The organism is Arthrobacter sp. 01T425, from assembly GCF_056398725.1.
The window spans coordinates 34,193-51,794 of sequence record NZ_JBFTPY010000017.1 but is presented as its reverse complement, the minus strand read 5'-3'; the positions used below and the strand labels follow the sequence as shown (position 1 = coordinate 51,794).

Genomic DNA, 17,602 nt, shown 5'->3' with positions numbered 1-17,602 from the left:
CCCTGCCATCGCACAAGAAAGCTCCGCCCGGCTGCTGTAGCCGGGCGGAGCTTTTTCTCAGAATGCGTTCTGTGGGAAACGTTCTGCCGGAATGCGTTCTGCCAGACGCATTCTGCCGATCAGTGCGTCAGCGCTTGGAGAGCGCTCCGGCCACCAGGAACGCCATCTCGAGCGACTGCATGTGGTTCAGGCGCGGATCGCAGACCGACTCGTAGCGGTCCAGGAAGGCTTCCTGGTCGATCGGGTCGGCTCCGCCGAGGCACTCGGCGACGTCGTCCCCCGTCATCTCCACGTGCAGGCCGCCGGGAACGGTGCCGAGCGCGTGGTGGACTTCGAAGAATCCGCGCACTTCGTCAATAACGTCGTCGAAATTGCGGGTCTTGTAGCCGTTGGGCGAGGTGACCGTGTTCCCGTGCATGGGGTCGGTGACCCAAAGGACCTGGGCCCCGGAGGCGGTGACGCGCTCGACGATCGCCGGCAGCTTCTCGCGGATGTTGCCCGCACCCATGCGGGTGATGAAGGTGAGCCGGCCGGGCTCCCGGTTCGGATCCAGCTTGTCGATCAGGCGCAGGGCGTCGTCGCCGCTGGTCGACGGGCCGAGCTTGACGCCGATCGGGTTGCGGACGCGGGAGAGGAAGTCAACGTGTGCGTGGTCCAGCTCGCGGGTCCGCTCCCCGATCCAAAGGAAGTGCGCGGAGGTGTCGTAGGGCAGCCCCGTGCGCGAGTCGATGCGGGTCAGGGCGCGCTCGTAGTCCAGCAGCAGGGCCTCGTGGCTCGCGTAGAATTCCACCCGCTTCAGGGCCTCGAAGTCGGCACCGCAGGAGGCCATGAACTTGATGGCGCGGTCGATGTCCCGGGCCAGGGACTCGTAGCGGGCGTGGGCCGGGTTCTCGGTGAAGCCCTTGTTCCACTGGTGCACCAGGCGCAGGTCCGCGAAACCGCCCTGGGTGAAGGCGCGGATCAGGTTCAGCGTCGAAGCGGAGGTGTGGTAGGCCTTGAGCATCCGGCCGGCGTCGTGGGCGCGGGACTCGGGCGTGAAATCGTAGCCGTTGACGATGTCGCCCCGGTAGGCCGGCAGGGTGACGCCCTCGCGCGTTTCATCGTTGGAGGAGCGGGGCTTGGCGAACTGGCCAGCCATGCGGCCCATCTTGATGACGGGCATGGCCGCGCCGTAGGTCAGGACAACGGCCATCTGCAGGATGGTCCGGACGCGGGCGCTGATCTTGTCCGCCGTCGCGGCTTCGAAGGTCTCGGCGCAGTCGCCGCCCTGGAGCAGGAACGCCTTGCCCTGCGCGGCGGCGGCGAGCCGTTCGCGAAGAATGTCCACTTCGCCGGCGAACACGAGGGGCGGGAGGACGGAAAGTTCCTTGACAGACGCCTCGAACACAGCCGGGTCCGACCAGGTGGGCTGCTGCGAGGCCGGGAGCTCCCGCCAGTTGTCCAGTCCGGGATAGTTGGCGGCTCCGCTCTGGGCGGTGCTGGTCAGCGGGGAAACTGGTTTCTCAGATAGCTCGGTCACTATCTAAGGATAGTTGCCCCATCAAGGTTCGGGGGCCCTGCCTGTCATTGACAGCCCGGCTGCCGTCATATGGCACCCGTGGCCCGCTCATGCGGGGCCGGGAACCTCCGGCCCCGCATCCCCGGCAGCGGCTTCATTCGGGGTTTCCGTTGGGGCCGTGTTTGGGGCTTCGTTCGGGGTATTGCCGGCGGCCGCATCCTGCACCGCGTCAGGGCCCGCAGGGGTTTTGTCCGGGGCCGCGTCCTGCGCTTTGCCCGCCAGGCGGAGCTTCACGACGGCGGCGTACTCATCCACGTATTCCTGGCCGGAGAGGCGCATGAGTTCGTACATGATCTCGTCGGTCACTGAACGCTGGATCAGCCGGTCATCCTCCATGCCGTAGTAGCGGCTGAAGTCGAGCGGTTCGCCAAAGATCATGCCGATGCGGCGGATGTTGGGCACGCGCTTGCCGATCGGCTGGACTTTGTCCGTTCCGATCATTGCCACCGGGATGACCGGGACGCGGGCCTGCAGCGCAAGGCGCGCAACCCCCACCTTGCCGCGGTAGAGGCGCCCGTCGGGGCTGCGGGTCCCCTCGGGGTAGATGCCCAGGAGGGAACCCTTCTTGAGCACGTCCATGCCGGCGTTCAGCGACTGCGCGGACGCGGCGCCCCCGGACCGGTCCATGGGGAGCTGGTTGGTGAGCCGGAAGAAGGCTGCGGTCAGCCTTCCCTTGATCCCGGTGCCGGTGAAGTATTCGGATTTCGCCAGGAACGCGACCGGCCGCGGCACCATGACCGGCATGAAGATGGAATCCGAGAAGGAGAGGTGGTTCGAGGCAAGGATCGCGGCGCCCTCGGCAGGGACGTTGTCGAGGCCCTTGACCCAGGGCCGGAACAGCAGCCTGAGCACCGGCCCCAGGACAAACGTCTTCATGAACCAATAAAACACTCGGTGACCTCTCCGGAAGGCGTCTGGCCTGCGGCCCGAACCGGGTCCGGCCAAGCTTCAATGGACACCTTACTCTAGTGAGTTTTGGCGCTAAGGGTGACACGATGGGCTCATGACTGAAAGCAGCACTCCCCCTGCGCCCGCCGCTTTCAGCTACCCGGGCCACGGCCCCAACGCCCGGACCGGTGTGGCCATCTGCCACGGCTTCACAGGCAGCCCGCTCAGCGTCCTGCCGTGGGCCCGCCACCTCGCCGCCCAGGGTTTCGCCGTCTCGGTACCGCTACTGCCCGGGCACGGCACCCACTGGCGGGATCTCGCCCGGCAGGGCTGGCAGGACTGGTACAGGAGCTTTGAAACGGCGTACCTGGACTTGGCCGCCCGGACTGATGACTGCTATGTCGCGGGACTGTCCATGGGCGGCACGATCGCCCTGCGTACCGCGGCCCGCCACAGCGTGGCCGGCGTGGCCGCCGTCAACCCCGGCCTGAGCTTCTATGACCGCAGGGTCCGGATCGTGGGACTGCTCAAGTACTTCCAGCGCACCACCACGCCCATCCAGGAGGACAATTCCACGGCGGCCACCACCGACGACGGTGACTACTCCCTGACGCCGCTGGCCGCCGTCCACCAGTTGCGCCGGCTGTTCGCCGCGACCCTCCGGGACCTGCCGTCCGTCTCCGCCCCGGCCCTGGTGTTCAAGTCGGACACCGACGCGGTGGTCCCGCCGTCGTCCCTGGCGCTGCTGCGCAGGCGGCTCGGGTCCCGGGAACTCACGGTGGTTCCCCTCCCGAAGAGCGGGCACGTTGCCACCCTGGACGCCGATGCGCCGCTACTCTTTGAAGAATCAGTGCGTTTCTTCCTGCAGCACGCCCACGCCATTTCGCCGCCCCGCGCCCCCTCGGAGTCCCCATGAGCATCCTCCCGGACCATTCGCCGTTCAGCAGCCCGTTCACCGGAACCATCCCCCGGACCGGGGTCGTGGTCTCGCACGGCTTCACCGGCAGCCCGCACGGTGTGCGGGACTGGGCGTTGTCCCTGGCCGGTGCCGGGTTCGCCGTCCGGCTGCCCCTGCTGCCGGGGCACGGAACGAGCTGGCAGGAGCTGGCCAAGACCCGGTGGCAGGACTGGCATGCTGCCTTGGACGCGGCCTACCTGGAGCTTGCGGAAGAATGCGACGTCGTGGTCGTGGCGGGGCTGTCCATGGGCGGCGCCCTCGCGTTGCGGATCGCGGCCACCCGCCCCGTAGCGGGGGTGGTGGTGGTCAACCCCGGCCTAATCATCGATGATCCCCGCGCCCCGCTGGCGGGCGTCTTGAAGTTTGTCCTCAAGAGCACCCCGGCGATCGCCAATGACATCCTCAAACCGGGCATGGATGAGTGCGCCTACCCGCGCACTCCGGTGGCCGCCGCGCACGAGCTCAACAAGATGTTCAAGGACACCGTGCGGCTGCTGCCCCGCGTCACGGCTCCGGTCCGGGTCTACCGTTCCACAGTGGACCATGTGGTGTCCGAGTCCAGCATGGAGGCCCTGCGCCGCGGGTTGACCAACGCCCCGCTTGAGGTGGTCCGGCTGGAAAACAGCTACCACGTCGCTACCATGGACAACGACGCGCCCGAGATCTTCCGTGGCACGGCCGAATTTGTCCGGTCCGTTGCAGCCGCAGCCGGTCCGGGCGCCGCCCGCGCCAGCCGGAAGGACACGGCCAATGACTAAACCGGACCCCGACGTCCCTGACCCCGAGACCCCTGACCCCGACGACGCCCGGTCGCCTGGCGCTGACGCATCCGGCCTCCAGCGTCCGGGCACCACCCCGCCCCCTGAGGCGCAGGACCCGCCCGCCGCGGACGAACCGCTTGCCGATGACGACGCCGTGTGGCTGGATCTCGTCGCCAGGCTGGAAGGGGTCGGGGCAGGCGGGGACGAGGCAATTGGGGGAACTGACGGCCCGGCCGGCGGAACGGACAGCGCCGCCGTCACCGGCGCTGGCTCCGGTGCTGGCACCGGTGCGAACAGGTCGTTCAGCGATTTCGACCCGCTGGGCCTCGCCGGCGTCGCGCCGATCGAACTTTCCGCCAGGGAGCGGCTCGCCTCCGCCCCGGGGAACCCGGCCGCGGGCAGCAGTGAGGCACCGGACACCGCATCCGGCCCCCGGGACTACGAGGCCGACGACGACGATGGCGTGTTCGTCCCGGAGGAGCCGCCCAGCCTGGCCGGTGCAGATCCGATGACCGTCCTTGCCTGGATTGGCGCGGTGGGCGGCCCGATTGCGCTCGTGTTCTCGGCGATGTTCTGGCGGTCGGCCCCGACGCTGGCGATCGTGGGCATGGTGGCCGCATTCGCGGCCTCCGTGGTGTTCCTGATCATGAAGCTGCCGGGCGAGAAGGACGAGCACGACGACGGGGCGCGCATCTAGTCCACCCGGTCTGGGCGCCAGGCACCGCGCTGGTTGGTTCAGGGCTTATGCAGGCACGCTATTGGGTGTGCATGCGGCTGCTGACCCGGGAGAGGTCGGCGGCGCCGATCAGCCCGGCGTTGGGTCCCAGGGCCGCCAGTTCGATCTCCGCCGCGGGGCGGAAGCCGCGGCCGGTGAGGTTCCGCGCGAAGGCCTTTCGAGCCGGCGCGACGAGCAGCTCGCCGGCGTCGCACAGTCCGCCGCCGATCACGAACTTGCCTGGGTCCAGTGCCGCTGCGAGGTTCGCCAGGCCAAGGCCCAGCCACTCCCCGACGTCCTCGAGGAGTTCGCGGGAGGTCTGGTCCCCGGCCTTGGCCAACTCCGTCACGATCACGCCCGTAATGCGTGCCACGTCGCCGTCCACGGCCTTGAGCAGTTCCTGGGCAACCGGGGAATTCGCGGCGGCCAGTTCCCTGGCCTCGCGGCCGAGCGCATTGCCCGAGGCGTATTGTTCCCAGCAGCCGCGGTTGCCACACTCGCAGCGGTGCCCGCCCGGCATGATGATCTGGTGGCCGAACTCCCCCGCCACACCGAAGCGGCCGCGTTCGAGCCGTCCGTCCATGACCATGGCCCCGCCGATTCCGGTGCCCAGGGTGATGCAGACCAGACGGTCCTGTCCCTGTCCGGCGCCGAAGCGCCACTCCGCCCAGGCGGCGGCGTCGGCGTCGTTGGTCAGCAGGACGGGGCGGCGCAGCAGCCGCTGCAGGTTCTCGCGCAGCGGTTCATTGCGCCAGGCCAGGTGTGGGCTGAAGAGGACAGTGCCGCCGTCGAGGTCCATCCAGCCGGCAGCGCCGATTCCGACCGACCAGATCCGGTGTCCGGCGCCCAGCTCTCCGACGAGTTCGACAATGACCTGTTCCACGGCGCGCGGGTCGTTGCCCGGGGTGGAGCGTTTGGCCTGGCTGAGGATCCTGCCCTCGGCGTCCACCACGCCGGCAGCAACCTTGGTTCCCCCGATGTCGACGCCGATCGCCAGGCCCTTGCGGCCCAGCCGCAGGTGTGAGCGGAGGTCGTGCCCGGCCGTGGCGGCCGCGGCTCCGGCCAGGGTCCTGCTTCGCCAGGCGGCGGTCCGGCGGCGCAGGCCGGGCTGCCGGCCGGGTGTTGGTGTCTGCATGGTGCCCCATTCTATTCGCCGGGGCCGCAACGGCAGCGAAAGCCCGGCTGAATGACGCGGCAGCAGAGCGCCGCGCACGTGCCCGCAGCATCCCCGACTGGCGGAACGGCGGCCCCGACCGTAAAGTTACTCGCCAGTAGGTGTCGCAGAACACACCTTCGGGGGGCCGCATACTAGGCTTAGCGGTACCCCTTGCGGGCCTATGGATACCAAAGGAGCTGTCGTGCGAGAAATCATTGTCCCGCCCCTGGTGAATGTCGATCCGGACACCAATGTCACCGATCTCGTGGTGCGCCAGGCGGCCAAGGCCTCCAACCCTGCGCTGTTCTCGCGGCTCGACGCAGCCGGCCAGTGGCAGGACGTCCGCGCCACGGAATTCCTGGCCGACGTCTCGGCCCTCGCCAAGGGCCTCATGGCCAGCGGTGTGGCCGCCGGCGACCGGGTGGGCATCATGTCCCGCACCCGGTATGAATGGGCCCTGATCGACTTCGCCATCTGGTTCGCCGGCGCCGTCTCGGTCCCGATCTATGAAACCTCCTCCCCCTCCCAGGTGGCCTGGAACCTTGGCGACTCCGGCGCCGTGGCCGCGTTCGGCGAATCGGCGCACCACGAGGACATCATCCGGCAGGCGGCCACCTCCGAGGGCCTCACCGCCCTGGGGCATGTCTGGCAGCTCGAGGGCGACAGCCTGGACGAGGTCCGTGCGGCCGGAGCCGGCGTCAGCGATGCCGAGCTCGAAGCACGCCGCAGCCAGGCGTCCCTGAACGATGTCGCCACGATCATCTACACCTCGGGCACCACCGGCCGGCCCAAGGGCTGCGAGCTGACGCACGGCAACTTCGTGGAACTGTCCGAGAACGCGCTGGTCACGTCGCTGGGCACGATCGTCCACGAGCAGGCGCGGACCATCATGTTCCTGCCCATGGCCCACGTCTTCGCACGCTTCATCTCTGTGCTGGCAGTCGCGGCCGGCGTCACGGTGGCGCACACCCCGGATATCAAGAACCTGCTGCCGGATCTGCAGAGCTACAAACCGACCTTTATCCTCGCCGTCCCGCGCGTTTTCGAGAAGGTCTACAACTCGGCCCTGACCAAGGCCGAGGACGGCGGCAAGGGCGCCATCTTCCACCGCGCCGCGGACACCGCCATCGAATTCTCCCGGGCCCGGCAGGCCGGCAAGGTCGGGCTCGTGCTGAAGCTCAAGCACGCCGTGTTCGACAAGCTCGTGTACAGCAAGCTACGGGCCGCCATGGGCGGGAACGTCTCCCATGCCGTTTCCGGCGGCGGGCCGCTCGGTGAACGGCTGGGCCACTTCTTCCAGGGCATCGGCATGCAGATCCTGGAAGGATACGGGCTGACTGAAACCACGGCGCCGATCACCGTCAACACCCCCGACCTGATCAAGATCGGCACGGTCGGCGCCCCGATTCCGGGCAACTCCGTCAGGATCGCGGACGACGGCGAGATCCTCGCCAAGGGCGTGTGCGTCATGCGCGGCTACTACAAGCGCGATGACCTGTCCGCTGCAACCTTCGAGGACGGCTGGTTCCGCACCGGCGACATCGGCCAGCTGGACGAGGCGGGGTTCCTGACCATCACCGGGCGCAAGAAGGAAATCATCGTCACGGCCGGCGGCAAGAACGTCGTCCCGGCCCTGCTGGAGGACCAGATCCGCGCGGACGCGCTCGTCTCGCAGGTGCTCGTGGTCGGTGACAACCGCCCGTTCATTGGTGCCCTGGTGACCCTGGACGAAGAAGCGCTGCCCGGCTGGCTGGGCCGCCACGGGCTCCCGGCCTCGACCTCGCTCGCCGAGGCTGCCGTCAACCCCGCCGTCATGGCCGCGGTCCAGGAGCTCATCAACCACGCCAACCAGTCCGTGTCCCAGGCCGAGGCGATCAAGTCCTTCCGGATCGTGCCGGCCGACTTCACCGAGGCCTCCGGACATCTGACCCCCTCCATGAAGGTCAAGCGGGCCCAGGTGCTCAAGGACTTCGAGAACGTGATCGAGGAAATGTACAGCGCCAAGCGTCCCACCCTCGCCTAGGCTGTAACCGCAACCGCCCCGCACCGAAACCCCGCACCAGAGCAACGCGGGGTCAGATACGGCCCATCCGGCGCCCCCTGATGGGCCGTATCTGACCCCGCGTTGCTTTTGTTCGGGAGGCAAGGTTCGGCAGAAACACAAGGGTCCTTCCGGCGGAAGCCGGAAGGACCCTTTTGTGTTGATGGGGTGCGGTGTTGCCGCGCTGCCGCTATTCGACGACGAGCAGCAGATCCCCGCCCTGGACCTGTTCGATCCCGGCGACGGCGAGCCGCGCGACGGTGCCGGCAACCGGCGTCGTGATGGACGCCTCCATCTTCATGGCCTCAATCGTGGCCACCGTGTCGCCGGCCTTGACGGTGTCCCCGGCCTTGACAGTCAACGTGACGGCACCGGCGAACGGCGAGGCAACCTGGCCCGGCTGGGAGGTGTCGGCGCGTTCGGCGGCCTTGACGTTGCTCACCACTGAACGGTCGCGGACCACCACGGGCCGGGACTGGCCGTTGAGCGTGCACATGACCGTGCGCATGCCCTTCTCGTCCGGCTCGGAGACAGCCTCGAGCGAGGCGATCAGCCGGACGCCCTTCTCGAGCTCGATCTCGTGCTCCGCCCCGCGCTGCAGCCCGAAAAGGTAGTCCCGCGTGTCCAGCACCGAAAGGTTGCCGTAGGCCTCCACGCTCTTCTGGTAGTCCTTGGTGGGACCGGCGAAGAGCAGTCGGTTGAGCGTGCCCCGCCGGGTCTTGGAATCGCCGTTGAGCGCGGCGCTGTCCTCGGCGCTGATCTCGACGTCGCGGACCTTGACGGTGCGGCCCTGCAGCGCCTTGGTCCGGAAGGGCTCAGGCCAGCCGCCGGGCGGGTCACCGAGCTCGCCGGAAAGGAAGCCGATCACGGAATCCGGGACGTCGTATTTTTGCGGGTTCTCGTTGAAGTCTTCCGGGTCGGCGTTGAGGCCCACCAGATGCAGGGCGAGGTCGCCCACCACCTTGGACGACGGGGTCACCTTCACCAGCCGGCCGAGGATCCGGTCCGCCGCGGTGTACATGTCCTCGATCGCCTCGAAACGCTCGCCCAGGCCAAGCGCCATCGCCTGCTGGCGCAGGTTGGAGAGCTGGCCGCCCGGAATTTCGTGCTGGTAGACCCGGCCCGTGGGCCCCGGCAGTCCGGACTCGAACGGCGCGTAGACCCGGCGGACGGCCTCCCAGTAAGGCTCGAGGGCGCAGACGTTCGCCAGGCTGAGGCCGGTGTCGCGCGGCGTGTGGGCCAGCGCGGCGACGAGGGCCGATGCCGAGGGCTGGCTGGTGGTTCCGGCCAGGGAGGCCGAGGCCACGTCCACAGCGTCCACGCCGGCATCCACGGCCGCGAGGAGCGTGGCCAGCTGGCCGCCGGCGGTGTCGTGGGTGTGCAGGTGGACGGGGAGGTCGAACCGCTCCCGGAGCGCCGAGACCAGGCGTGCCGCGGCAGCCGGACGCAGCAGTCCGGCCATGTCCTTGATCGCCAGGATGTGCGCCCCGGCGTCGACGATTTTCTGCGCCAGCTCCAGGTAGTAATCCAGGGTGTAGAGCGTTTCCTCCGGGTCCAGCATGTCCGCGGTGTAGCAGAGGGCAACCTCGGCGACGGCGGTACCGGTCTCGCGGACGGCCCGGATGGCCGGGGCCATCTGGTTGACGTCGTTGAGGGCGTCGAAGATCCGGAAAATGTCGATGCCAGTGGCGGCGGCCTCGTTGACGAACGCCACCGTGACCTCTTCCGGGTAGGGCGTGTAGCCGACGGTGTTGCGGCCGCGGAGCAGCATCTGCAGGCACAGGTTCGGCATGGCCTTGCGCAGGGCGGCAAGCCGGTCCCAGGGGTCTTCGCCGAGGAAGCGCAGGGCGACGTCGTAGGTCGCCCCGCCCCAGGCCTCGACCGAGAGCAGCTCGGGGAGCAGCTTGGATTCTGCGGGACCGGCCGCCACGAGGTCCCGGGTGCGCACCCGGGTGGCGAGCAGGGACTGGTGCGCGTCGCGGAACGTGGTGTCCGTGACGGCCACGGCGTCCTGCGCGCGCAGGGCACGGGCAAACCCTTCCGGGCCGAGTTCCTGGAGACGCTGGCGGGACCCTGGCCGGGCCGCTGCGTCATCCAGGGCCGGAAGCTTGTCCGCCGGGTCCGTGTGGACCTTGAGTTCGCCGTTGGGCTTGTTGACAGTGACGTCGGCAAGCCAGGTCAGCAGCTTGGTGCCGCGGTCGGCCGAGACCCGTGCCTTCAGCAGCTGGGGCCGTTCGTCAATGAACGAGGTGGCCACATCCCCGGCGACGAAGTCGGGATCGTCCAGGACCGCCTGCAGGAAGGAGATGTTGGTGGACACGCCGCGGATGCGGAACTCGGCGAGGGCGCGGCGGGCCCGGGCGACGGCGGCCGGGTAGTTGCGGCCGCGGCAGGTCAGCTTGACCAGCATGGAGTCGAAGTGCGGGCTGATCTCCGCGCCCGAGTAGACGGTGCCGCCGTCAAGCCGGACGCCTGCGCCGCCGGCCGAGCGGTAGCCGGTGATCTTGCCGACGTCGGGCCGGAAGCCGTTGGCCGGGTCCTCCGTGGTGATGCGGCACTGCAGGGCGGCACCCTTGAGCTGGACGCTCTCCTGGGACAGGCCCAGGTCCGCGAGGCTCTCACCGGCGGCGATGCGCAGCTGCGCCTGGACGAGATCGACGTCGGTGACTTCCTCGGTCACCGTGTGCTCGACCTGGATCCGGGGGTTCATTTCGATGAATACGTGCTGGCCGGCCCGCTCACCCACCGTGTCGACAAGGAATTCGACGGTACCGGCGTTGACGTAGTTCAGCGCTTTCGCGAACTTCACGGCGTCGCGGTACAGCGCCTGCCGGATGCCTTCGTCCAGGTTCGGCGCCGGGGCGATCTCGATGACCTTCTGGTGGCGGCGTTGGATGGAACAGTCACGCTCGAAGAGGTGCATCACGTTGCCCTCCGCGTCGGCCAGGATCTGGACCTCGATGTGGCGCGGGCGCAGGACGGCCTGCTCCAGGAACATGGTGGGGTCGCCGAACGCGGCGTCGGCTTCGCGCATGGCGGCCTGCAGGGCCTCCGGGAGCGCCTCGCGGGTGTCCACGCGGCGCATGCCGCGCCCGCCGCCGCCGGCGACGGCCTTGGCAAAAATGGGGAAGCCGATTTCATCCGCGGCGGCGATCAGTTCGTCCAGGTCCTTCGACGGCTGGCTGGACTTGAGGACCGGGACGCCGGCCTTGCGCGCGGCCTCGAGGGCGGCAACCTTATTACCGGCGAGTTCCAGAACCTCGGCCGGCGGGCCGACGAAGGTGATGCCGGCCTCCTTCGCGGCCCGCGCCAGGCGCGGGTTCTCGGAGAGGAAACCGTAACCGGGGTAAATGGCGTCCGCCCCGGACTCCTTGGCGACGCGCACCACCTCATCAACGTCCAGGTAGGCCCGGACCGGATGTCCCTCCTCGCCGATCAGATACGCCTCATCGGCCTTCTGGCGGTGAATGGAGTTGCGGTCCTCATGGGGAAACACAGCGACAGTCTTGGCACCCAGCTCGTAGCTCGCGCGGAAGGCGCGAATCGCGATTTCGCCGCGGTTGGCCACCAGAATCTTAGAAAACATACTTCTCCTGCTTCATCGCGGGCGTATCGGTAAGTGCTCACAGTGTCTAGGACCTGTGCGGGCAAACACAAATCATTGTGGCGACTGTCACAGCATTATCCGTCACGGACGCCGCGATGGGCAGGGCCTTGGCCTTGGAGCTTTCCCCGTCCGTCCGATTGGCGAGGTTCTGGCGCCCCACGCCGGATGAAACGGGTTTCGCCGGAGCATCAACATATGATGAGTGGGTGGGTGGCGCATGCACGCCCCGGCTCCGAAGAACGCAGGAGCCGGCACGACCCCGTCTCGGCAACCGGCGTTAGGTATTGGTTTTTCAAGTGCAAGTAGTGAGCATCAGCAGCCTCAAAGGCGGTGTCGGCAAGACATCCGTGACCACCGGACTGGCGTCGGCGGCATTGGCCGCCGGCATCCCCACCCTCGTCGTCGACCTTGATCCGCATGCTGACGCCAGCACGGCCCTGGGCGTGAGTCCGGACGATCAGCTCGATATCGGCAGGATGCTGAGGTCGCCGCGGCGGGCACATCTGGCGGACAACGTGGTCCCCAGCGGCTGGGTGGAACACGCCCGGATCAACGGCCGCAGCAACGCCAGCGGCAGTGCCAGCGGCAGTGCCAACGGCAGTGCCAACGGCAGGATTCAGTCCGGCGCGGCAACCTCCGTCCTGGACGTGGCCGTCGGCTCTGCCTATACCGGCATCTACGACCGCCCCGACCTGGGCCGCCGCGACCTTCGCCGACTCTCCACGGTCCTGGCCGGCGCCACGAACTACGAACTCGTCCTGGTCGATTGCCCCCCGTCACTGAACGGCCTGACCCGGATGGCGTGGTCCGCAAGCGACAAGGTGACCCTGGTAGCCGAGCCCGGGCTTTTCTCGGTGGCCGGCACGGAACGCACCATGCGCGCCATCCAGCTCTTCCGGCAGGAATTCGCCCCCAAGCTGTCCCCTGCCGGCATCGTGGCCAACCGGGTGCGCAGCAGTTCGGCCGAGCACACGTTCCGGCTCTCGGAGATGGAATCCATGTTCGGCCAACTGCTGTTGAGCCCGCATATCCCGGAGCAGGCCAACTGGCAGCAGATCCAGGGCGCCGCCCACTCCATCCACCACTGGCCCGGCGACTCGGCCAAGAATGCGGCCGGGCTCTTCGATGCCCTGCTGCAGAACCTGCTGAACCAGGGCGGCGTGGCCCCGGCCGGCGCTGTCCGCGACCGCAGCCTTCGGTAGCCCCGGACTGCCGTACACAGCCCAACAGAAATGAGGCCGCCTTCCCTGTCCGGGAGGCGGCCTCATTCTGTTGAATTCCGTTTGCTGTGCTCAGTCACGTCTATAGCTGCGGGGGCTAGCCGATCTTGCGGGCCGCCCGGCGTTTGCTCAGCTCGTCGTCGGGAAAGGACTGGTCCGCGGCGTGTTCGCTGGGAAGAGCTGCGAGGCTTCCTTCAACTTCGCGCCATACGCGGCCGACGGCGATGCCGAACACCCCCTGGCCGCCCTGGACGAGATCGATGACTTCATCTGCCGATGTGCACTCGTAGACGCTGGCGCCGTCGCTCATGAGCGTGATTTGGGCGAGGTCCTCGACGCCGCGCTCCCGCAGGTGTTCCACGGCGGTGCGGATCTGTTGCAGGGAGACGCCCGTGTCCAGGAGCCGTTTGACCACCTTGAGCACCAGAATGTCGCGGAAGCCGTAGAGCCGCTGCGAGCCGGAGCCGGCCGCACCGCGGACGGCGGGCTCAACGAGTCCGGTGCGCGCCCAATAATCGAGTTGGCGGTAGGTAATGCCGGCCGCCTTGCAGGCGGTGGGTCCGCGGTAGCCCGCGTCCTCGTCCAGAACGGGGAGATCCTCGGTGAACAGCAGGCCTTGGGCACCGCTGGCGGGCACAGCAACGCCGGCCGTTGAGGCCTGCTTCAGCTCGCCTGCTTCGCCTTTCGGACTCACGTGGACCCTCCTTGTCGTGGGTTCCCCTGGGTTTGTTGCATCGGCAGCAATAGATGTGAACAGCTGCATGACACCGGATGAATATTTCATCCGTGTAATTCAGCCGGACTGCACCTTCCAGTGTGACTTGCGCGGCTACCGTATGCAATGGGAACTTGTACCTTCGACGTTAGGCCTGCCGGGGCCCAAGGTCAAAGACGTTGGGGCTATTCCAAGGGCGTGTCGAAAGTTTCATCCTCGACTTTAACGTTTGGTGCCGCCACAGCTGTCACGCACGTATCAGAAACACCAGCAGTCACAGGCACGCCCGCAATCGCGGCAGGTTCCCTGGCGCCGGTTGCCTGGGCCGGCTCAGCCGCCGAAGTCTTCGGGTTCGACGTCGTCGAGGAACTCGCGGAAGCGCCGCAGTTCGACTTCCTCGTCCACGGCGGGTCCGGGGTGCGTGTCCTCGCCCTCGTCGTGTTCGGTGATCCGGACGCCGGCCTCGTCCATGACGGCGTCGGCGCACCAGATCCGGCACTTGGCGCGCAGGGCAACGGCCAACCCATCGGAGGCCCGGGAGCTCACGGTGGTGCCGTTCTCGAACTGCAGCTGCCCGTAGAAGATGTTGTCCTCCACCGCCACGATGTTGACGCTGACGATCGTGTGGCCCAGGGCCTCGACAACGTCCACCAGGAGGTCGTGGGTCATCGGCCGGGGCGGGATGACCCCCTGCTGGGCCAGGGCGATGGCGCTGGCCTCCGGGGTCCCGATCCAGATGGGCACGTGGCGCTCACCATGGATTTCCTTGAGCAGGACAAGCGGCTGGTTGGACGGCAACTCGATCCGCACGCCGACAATCTCCACCTCAATCATCAGATGTCCATCCTTGAGATGCGGTCGTGGACCAGCGCCTGGTGCAAGGACAGGCAGAGGTCGCTGATTTCCCGGGCCGCCTCGGCGGCGCGGGCGTGGGAGGCTGCGTCCTTGCGGGAGGTCAGGGTGGCCACAGCACGCTCCACGAGCCCGAATTCGCGGTCGGCAGCCGCCTGGAAGGGCCGCAGGTGGCGGGGCTCCAGGCCATGGCTCTCCAGCTGGACGCAGGCCCGCGCGACCTGCAGCGCGTGTTCGTCGAATTTGCCGTTGACGTGCCCGATCAGGCCGTAGCTCAGGAGCGATTCCAGCAGCGGGACGCTCGCCCCGGATTCGGCGCGCAGCTGCTCCTCGCTGAGCCTGCGTGCCCGGCTCTGCAGCTCGGAGGCGAGCTCCTCGGAGACAATCCGCGGGGACAACGTGACGCCTGCCGGCAGGTTCTCCGGCCGTTCGCCCCGGTCGATCGCATCCAGGTAGTCCTTGATGACCTTCAGCGGCAGGTACTGGTCACGCTGGAGTGAGAGGACGAAGCGCAGCCGTTCGACGTCGTTCTCGGAGTACTGACGGTAGCCGGCAGGTGTCCGCTGCGGGTTGATGAGTCCCTTTTCTTCAAGGAACCGGATTTTTGACGCAGTCATGCTGGGGAAGTCGTCGCTCAGTTGAGCCAGGACTTCCCCGATGTTCAGAACCTGGGGTCCGCGCCGGTCCGCATGTGCCGTGGCCACAGGCAACTACCCCGGAATCAGACGTTGCCTGCTGCGCGGGCAGGGCTGAGGTAGAAGGTGAGGCGGAATTTGCCGATCTGGACCTCGTTGCCGGACTTCAGTTCCACCGAGTCCACGCGGTCGTGGTTGACGTAGGTGCCGTTCAGGCTCCCGGTGTCCACAACTTCAAAGCTGCGCGCAGTACGGCGGAATTCGACGTGCCTGCGCGAGACAGTGACGTCGTCGAGGAAGATGTCGGCGTCCGGGTGGCGGCCCGCCCTGGTGACGTCGGAGTCCAGCAGGAACCGCGCACCGGCGTTGGGGCCGCTGTGCGCGACGAGCAGGGCCGATCCGAAGGGAAGGGCCTCAACCGCTGCCCGTTCCTCAGTCGAAAGCTTCGGCGTGAAATTGGGTTCGTCGCGCACCGGAGTGAGGTTGATCGACGTGGTCTCCGAAGCCTTCACTCCACCCGTGCCGTAACCGTCACCGGTGTCGTTCCGTTCGTGCCCAAACATTGAGTCCTCCTCATTCGTTGCAGGTGTCCCCCCTGCAAACAACGCATGCCGTCCGGAAAAGCCTTGCAGTCCCGGTAATGAGGCCCTTCGGCTGGGCGCGGCCTTGTTTTGTTATCCCAACAACACGCGCCGGCGGCCCCGGCCCGAATGACCTCTGCCTTTAGCCTACCTGCTGTTCATACTCGGATGCACTGAGCAAGGACTCGACCGCGTCGGCTTCCGCGAGCTTGATTTCGATCAGCCAGCCTTCACCGTACGGATCGGAGTTGATAAGGGCGGAATCGGTGTCCAGCGACTCGTTCCTGGCGACCACCTCGCCCGTCACCGGGGCGTAAATGTCGCTGACGCTCTTGGTGGATTCGACCTCGCCGACGACGTCGTTGGCCTTGATGGTGGTCCCGACCTCGGGCATCTGGGCGTAGACGACATCCCCGAGGGCGTCCTGGGCAAAATCAGTGATGCCCACGCGCACAACCCCGTCGGCGTTGGGGGCCGAAACCCATTCGTGTTCTGCGGTGTAGGACAGGTCTTCGGGAATGATGCTCATGACGGGCCTTTCATCGGGTCAATCACCTGGCGGCGGCAGTCGTTTGTTCTAGCCGCCGCTGAAAGTATAGGCACATCGGGCAGGGGCCGGGGAGGGATCTGAGAAGATGGTGCCATGGCAGAACATGCTCCGCTGAAGGGCGGGAATGTGAACAACCGGGGCGCCGGGACCGTCCGGACACGCCAAGGCTAGGCCGTGCCTGAGCTTCCTGAAGTTGCGGCCCTGACGGACTTTCTGGACGAGCACCTGCACGGAGCAATCGTGCGGAAAATCCAGCCGGTCTCCTTCGCCGTGCTCAAGACGGCAGACCCTCCCTACTCCGACCTCCAGGGCAAGACCGTCACCTGCGTGCAAAGGTTCGGCAAGTTTGTCAGCCTGGAAGCGGACGGGCTGCATTTTGTCTTCCACCTCGCCCGGGCCGGCTGGGTCCGCTTCACGGACTCCCCCACCGACGCCCAGCTGAAAATGGGGAAGGGCCACATCGCGCTGCGGCTGACGTTCTCGGGCGATTCCGGCCCGGTGGGCATGGACCTGACCGAGGCGGGCACGAAGAAGAGCCTGGCGGTCTATGTGGTCCGTGATCCGCACGACGTGCCCGGCATCGCGGCGCTCGGACCGGATCCGTTCAGTCCGGACTTCGACGTCGATGCCCTGGCCGGGATTCTCGGCTCCAGTTCCCAGCAGATCAAAGGCGTCCTGAGGAGCCAGGGCATCATCGCCGGGATTGGGAACGCGTACAGTGACGAGATCCTGCACGCCGCCAGGACTTCGCCGTTCGCGATCGCCAGGTCGCTGGACCGGACGGACGTTCAGCACCTCTACGACGCCATCCACACCATTCTGGGAACGGCGGTGGCGGAGGCCAAGGGCAAGCCGCCCAACGAGCTCAAGGACACCAAGCGGAGCCACATGCGGGTCCACGGCCGGACCGGCGAACCGTGTCCGGTGTGCGGGGACACGGTCCGGGAGGTTTCCTTTGCCGATTCCGCCCTGCAGTACTGCCCGACGTGCCAGACCAAAGGAAAGATCCTGGCCGACCGCCGGACGTCCCGCTTCCTGAAATAGCGGATCACCGCGGACCTTCCTGGGAACACCACGGAGCGGATGTGTCCGGGAAACAGAAAACCCCGCCATTCCTTCATCAGGAATGGCGGGGTTTCAGCTGTTGGTCGGGCTGACAGGATTTGAACCTGCGACCCCTTGACCCCCAGTCAAGTGCGCTACCAAGCTGCGCTACAGCCCGCTGGTTCCACCGTTCTCCGCCCGGAAGTCTTCCCGGATTCGCTCCAGGTTTTCTTCCAAGCAGTCCGGCCGAACCACCTCCAAAAGCTTACACGATCCGGGAGGGTGCCTGTGACAATTTCAGGCTGTCCCGGCAAGGTGTGT

At 67.3% G+C, this 17,602-nt stretch carries 15 protein-coding genes and 1 tRNA gene; 6 read left to right on the top strand and 10 right to left on the bottom strand.

The features are described 5' to 3' along the window. Positions 1–127 precede the first annotated feature (127 nt). Both AC1DNG_RS17250 and AC1DNG_RS17245 read right to left on the bottom strand, forming a co-directional pair. Positions 128–1,522, bottom strand: a complete 1,395-nt coding sequence (locus AC1DNG_RS17250) for a class II 3-deoxy-7-phosphoheptulonate synthase (protein WP_243179595.1) — start codon at positions 1,520–1,522, stop codon at positions 128–130. 84 nt (positions 1,523–1,606) lie between these two features. Further along, on the bottom strand, positions 1,607–2,449 hold the full coding sequence (locus AC1DNG_RS17245; protein ID WP_476850409.1) for a lysophospholipid acyltransferase family protein: 843 nt from the start codon (positions 2,447–2,449) through the stop codon (positions 1,607–1,609). 112 nt (positions 2,450–2,561) lie between these two features. Between AC1DNG_RS17245 and AC1DNG_RS17240 the strand changes: the two genes are divergently transcribed. The 3 genes from AC1DNG_RS17240 to AC1DNG_RS17230 are packed head-to-tail and all read left to right on the top strand — an operon-like array spanning position 2,562 to position 4,862. Further along, positions 2,562–3,362: an alpha/beta hydrolase gene (locus AC1DNG_RS17240; RefSeq protein ID WP_476870566.1), complete on the top strand. Its 801-nt coding sequence runs from the start codon at positions 2,562–2,564 to the stop codon at positions 3,360–3,362. After that, on the top strand, positions 3,359–4,162 hold the full coding sequence (locus AC1DNG_RS17235; protein WP_476887852.1) for an alpha/beta hydrolase: 804 nt from the start codon (positions 3,359–3,361) through the stop codon (positions 4,160–4,162). The genes AC1DNG_RS17240 and AC1DNG_RS17235 overlap by 4 nt, the downstream gene beginning before the upstream one ends. Then, complete coding sequence (locus AC1DNG_RS17230; protein ID WP_476887851.1) at positions 4,155–4,862, top strand: hypothetical protein; 708 nt, start codon at positions 4,155–4,157, stop codon at positions 4,860–4,862. The genes AC1DNG_RS17235 and AC1DNG_RS17230 overlap by 8 nt, the downstream gene beginning before the upstream one ends. Positions 4,863–4,920: 58 nt before the next feature. Here AC1DNG_RS17230 and AC1DNG_RS17225 read toward each other — a convergent pair whose 3' ends face one another. Continuing rightward, positions 4,921–6,015 (bottom strand): ROK family glucokinase, encoded by a 1,095-nt coding sequence (locus AC1DNG_RS17225; RefSeq protein WP_223916600.1) that lies wholly within the window; start codon positions 6,013–6,015, stop codon positions 4,921–4,923. A gap of 223 nt (positions 6,016–6,238) precedes the next feature. Here AC1DNG_RS17225 and AC1DNG_RS17220 point away from each other — a divergent pair, with 223 nt between their 5' ends. After that, positions 6,239–8,059 carry an AMP-dependent synthetase/ligase gene (locus AC1DNG_RS17220; RefSeq protein ID WP_223916598.1) on the top strand — a complete coding sequence of 607 codons (1,821 nt, stop codon included), beginning with the start codon at positions 6,239–6,241 and terminating at the stop codon, positions 8,057–8,059. A gap of 208 nt (positions 8,060–8,267) precedes the next feature. On the opposite strand, the gene AC1DNG_RS17215 is transcribed toward AC1DNG_RS17220, so the two are convergent. Further along, the gene (locus AC1DNG_RS17215; RefSeq protein ID WP_476870563.1) at positions 8,268–11,663 is read right to left on the bottom strand and encodes a pyruvate carboxylase; all 3,396 of its coding nucleotides are present in this window, start codon (positions 11,661–11,663) and stop codon (positions 8,268–8,270) included. Between the two features lie 317 nt (positions 11,664–11,980). Here AC1DNG_RS17215 and AC1DNG_RS17210 point away from each other — a divergent pair, with 317 nt between their 5' ends. After that, complete coding sequence (locus AC1DNG_RS17210; protein WP_476887850.1) at positions 11,981–12,886, top strand: ParA family protein; 906 nt, start codon at positions 11,981–11,983, stop codon at positions 12,884–12,886. Between the two features lie 115 nt (positions 12,887–13,001). Here AC1DNG_RS17210 and AC1DNG_RS17205 read toward each other — a convergent pair whose 3' ends face one another. The 5 genes from AC1DNG_RS17205 to gcvH all read right to left on the bottom strand — a co-directional run bounded on the left by AC1DNG_RS17205 (position 13,002) and on the right by gcvH (position 16,216). Next, the gene (locus AC1DNG_RS17205) at positions 13,002–13,598 is read right to left on the bottom strand and encodes a MerR family transcriptional regulator (RefSeq protein ID WP_028275903.1); all 597 of its coding nucleotides are present in this window, start codon (positions 13,596–13,598) and stop codon (positions 13,002–13,004) included. A gap of 351 nt (positions 13,599–13,949) precedes the next feature. Beyond that, complete coding sequence (locus AC1DNG_RS17200) at positions 13,950–14,453, bottom strand: bifunctional nuclease family protein (RefSeq protein ID WP_230009361.1); 504 nt, start codon at positions 14,451–14,453, stop codon at positions 13,950–13,952. Then, complete coding sequence (gene ftsR / locus AC1DNG_RS17195) at positions 14,453–15,175, bottom strand: transcriptional regulator FtsR (RefSeq protein WP_026266235.1); 723 nt, start codon at positions 15,173–15,175, stop codon at positions 14,453–14,455. Before ftsR ends, AC1DNG_RS17200 begins: the two co-directional genes overlap by 1 nt. Positions 15,176–15,192: 17 nt before the next feature. Then, positions 15,193–15,669, bottom strand: coding sequence for an FHA domain-containing protein (locus AC1DNG_RS17190; RefSeq protein WP_476887849.1), 477 nt, complete (start codon positions 15,667–15,669; stop codon positions 15,193–15,195). A 160-nt stretch (positions 15,670–15,829) separates the two neighbouring features. After that, complete coding sequence (gcvH, locus tag AC1DNG_RS17185) at positions 15,830–16,216, bottom strand: glycine cleavage system protein GcvH (RefSeq protein WP_079553886.1); 387 nt, start codon at positions 16,214–16,216, stop codon at positions 15,830–15,832. 195 nt (positions 16,217–16,411) lie between these two features. On the opposite strand from gcvH, the gene AC1DNG_RS17180 reads away from it, so the two are divergent. After that, positions 16,412–17,281 carry an Fpg/Nei family DNA glycosylase gene (locus AC1DNG_RS17180; RefSeq protein WP_476887848.1) on the top strand — a complete coding sequence of 290 codons (870 nt, stop codon included), beginning with the start codon at positions 16,412–16,414 and terminating at the stop codon, positions 17,279–17,281. Positions 17,282–17,382: 101 nt separating this feature from the next. Here the strand turns inward: AC1DNG_RS17180 and AC1DNG_RS17175 are convergent. Continuing rightward, positions 17,383–17,459, bottom strand: a tRNA-Pro gene (locus tag AC1DNG_RS17175). Positions 17,460–17,602 lie beyond the last annotated feature (143 nt).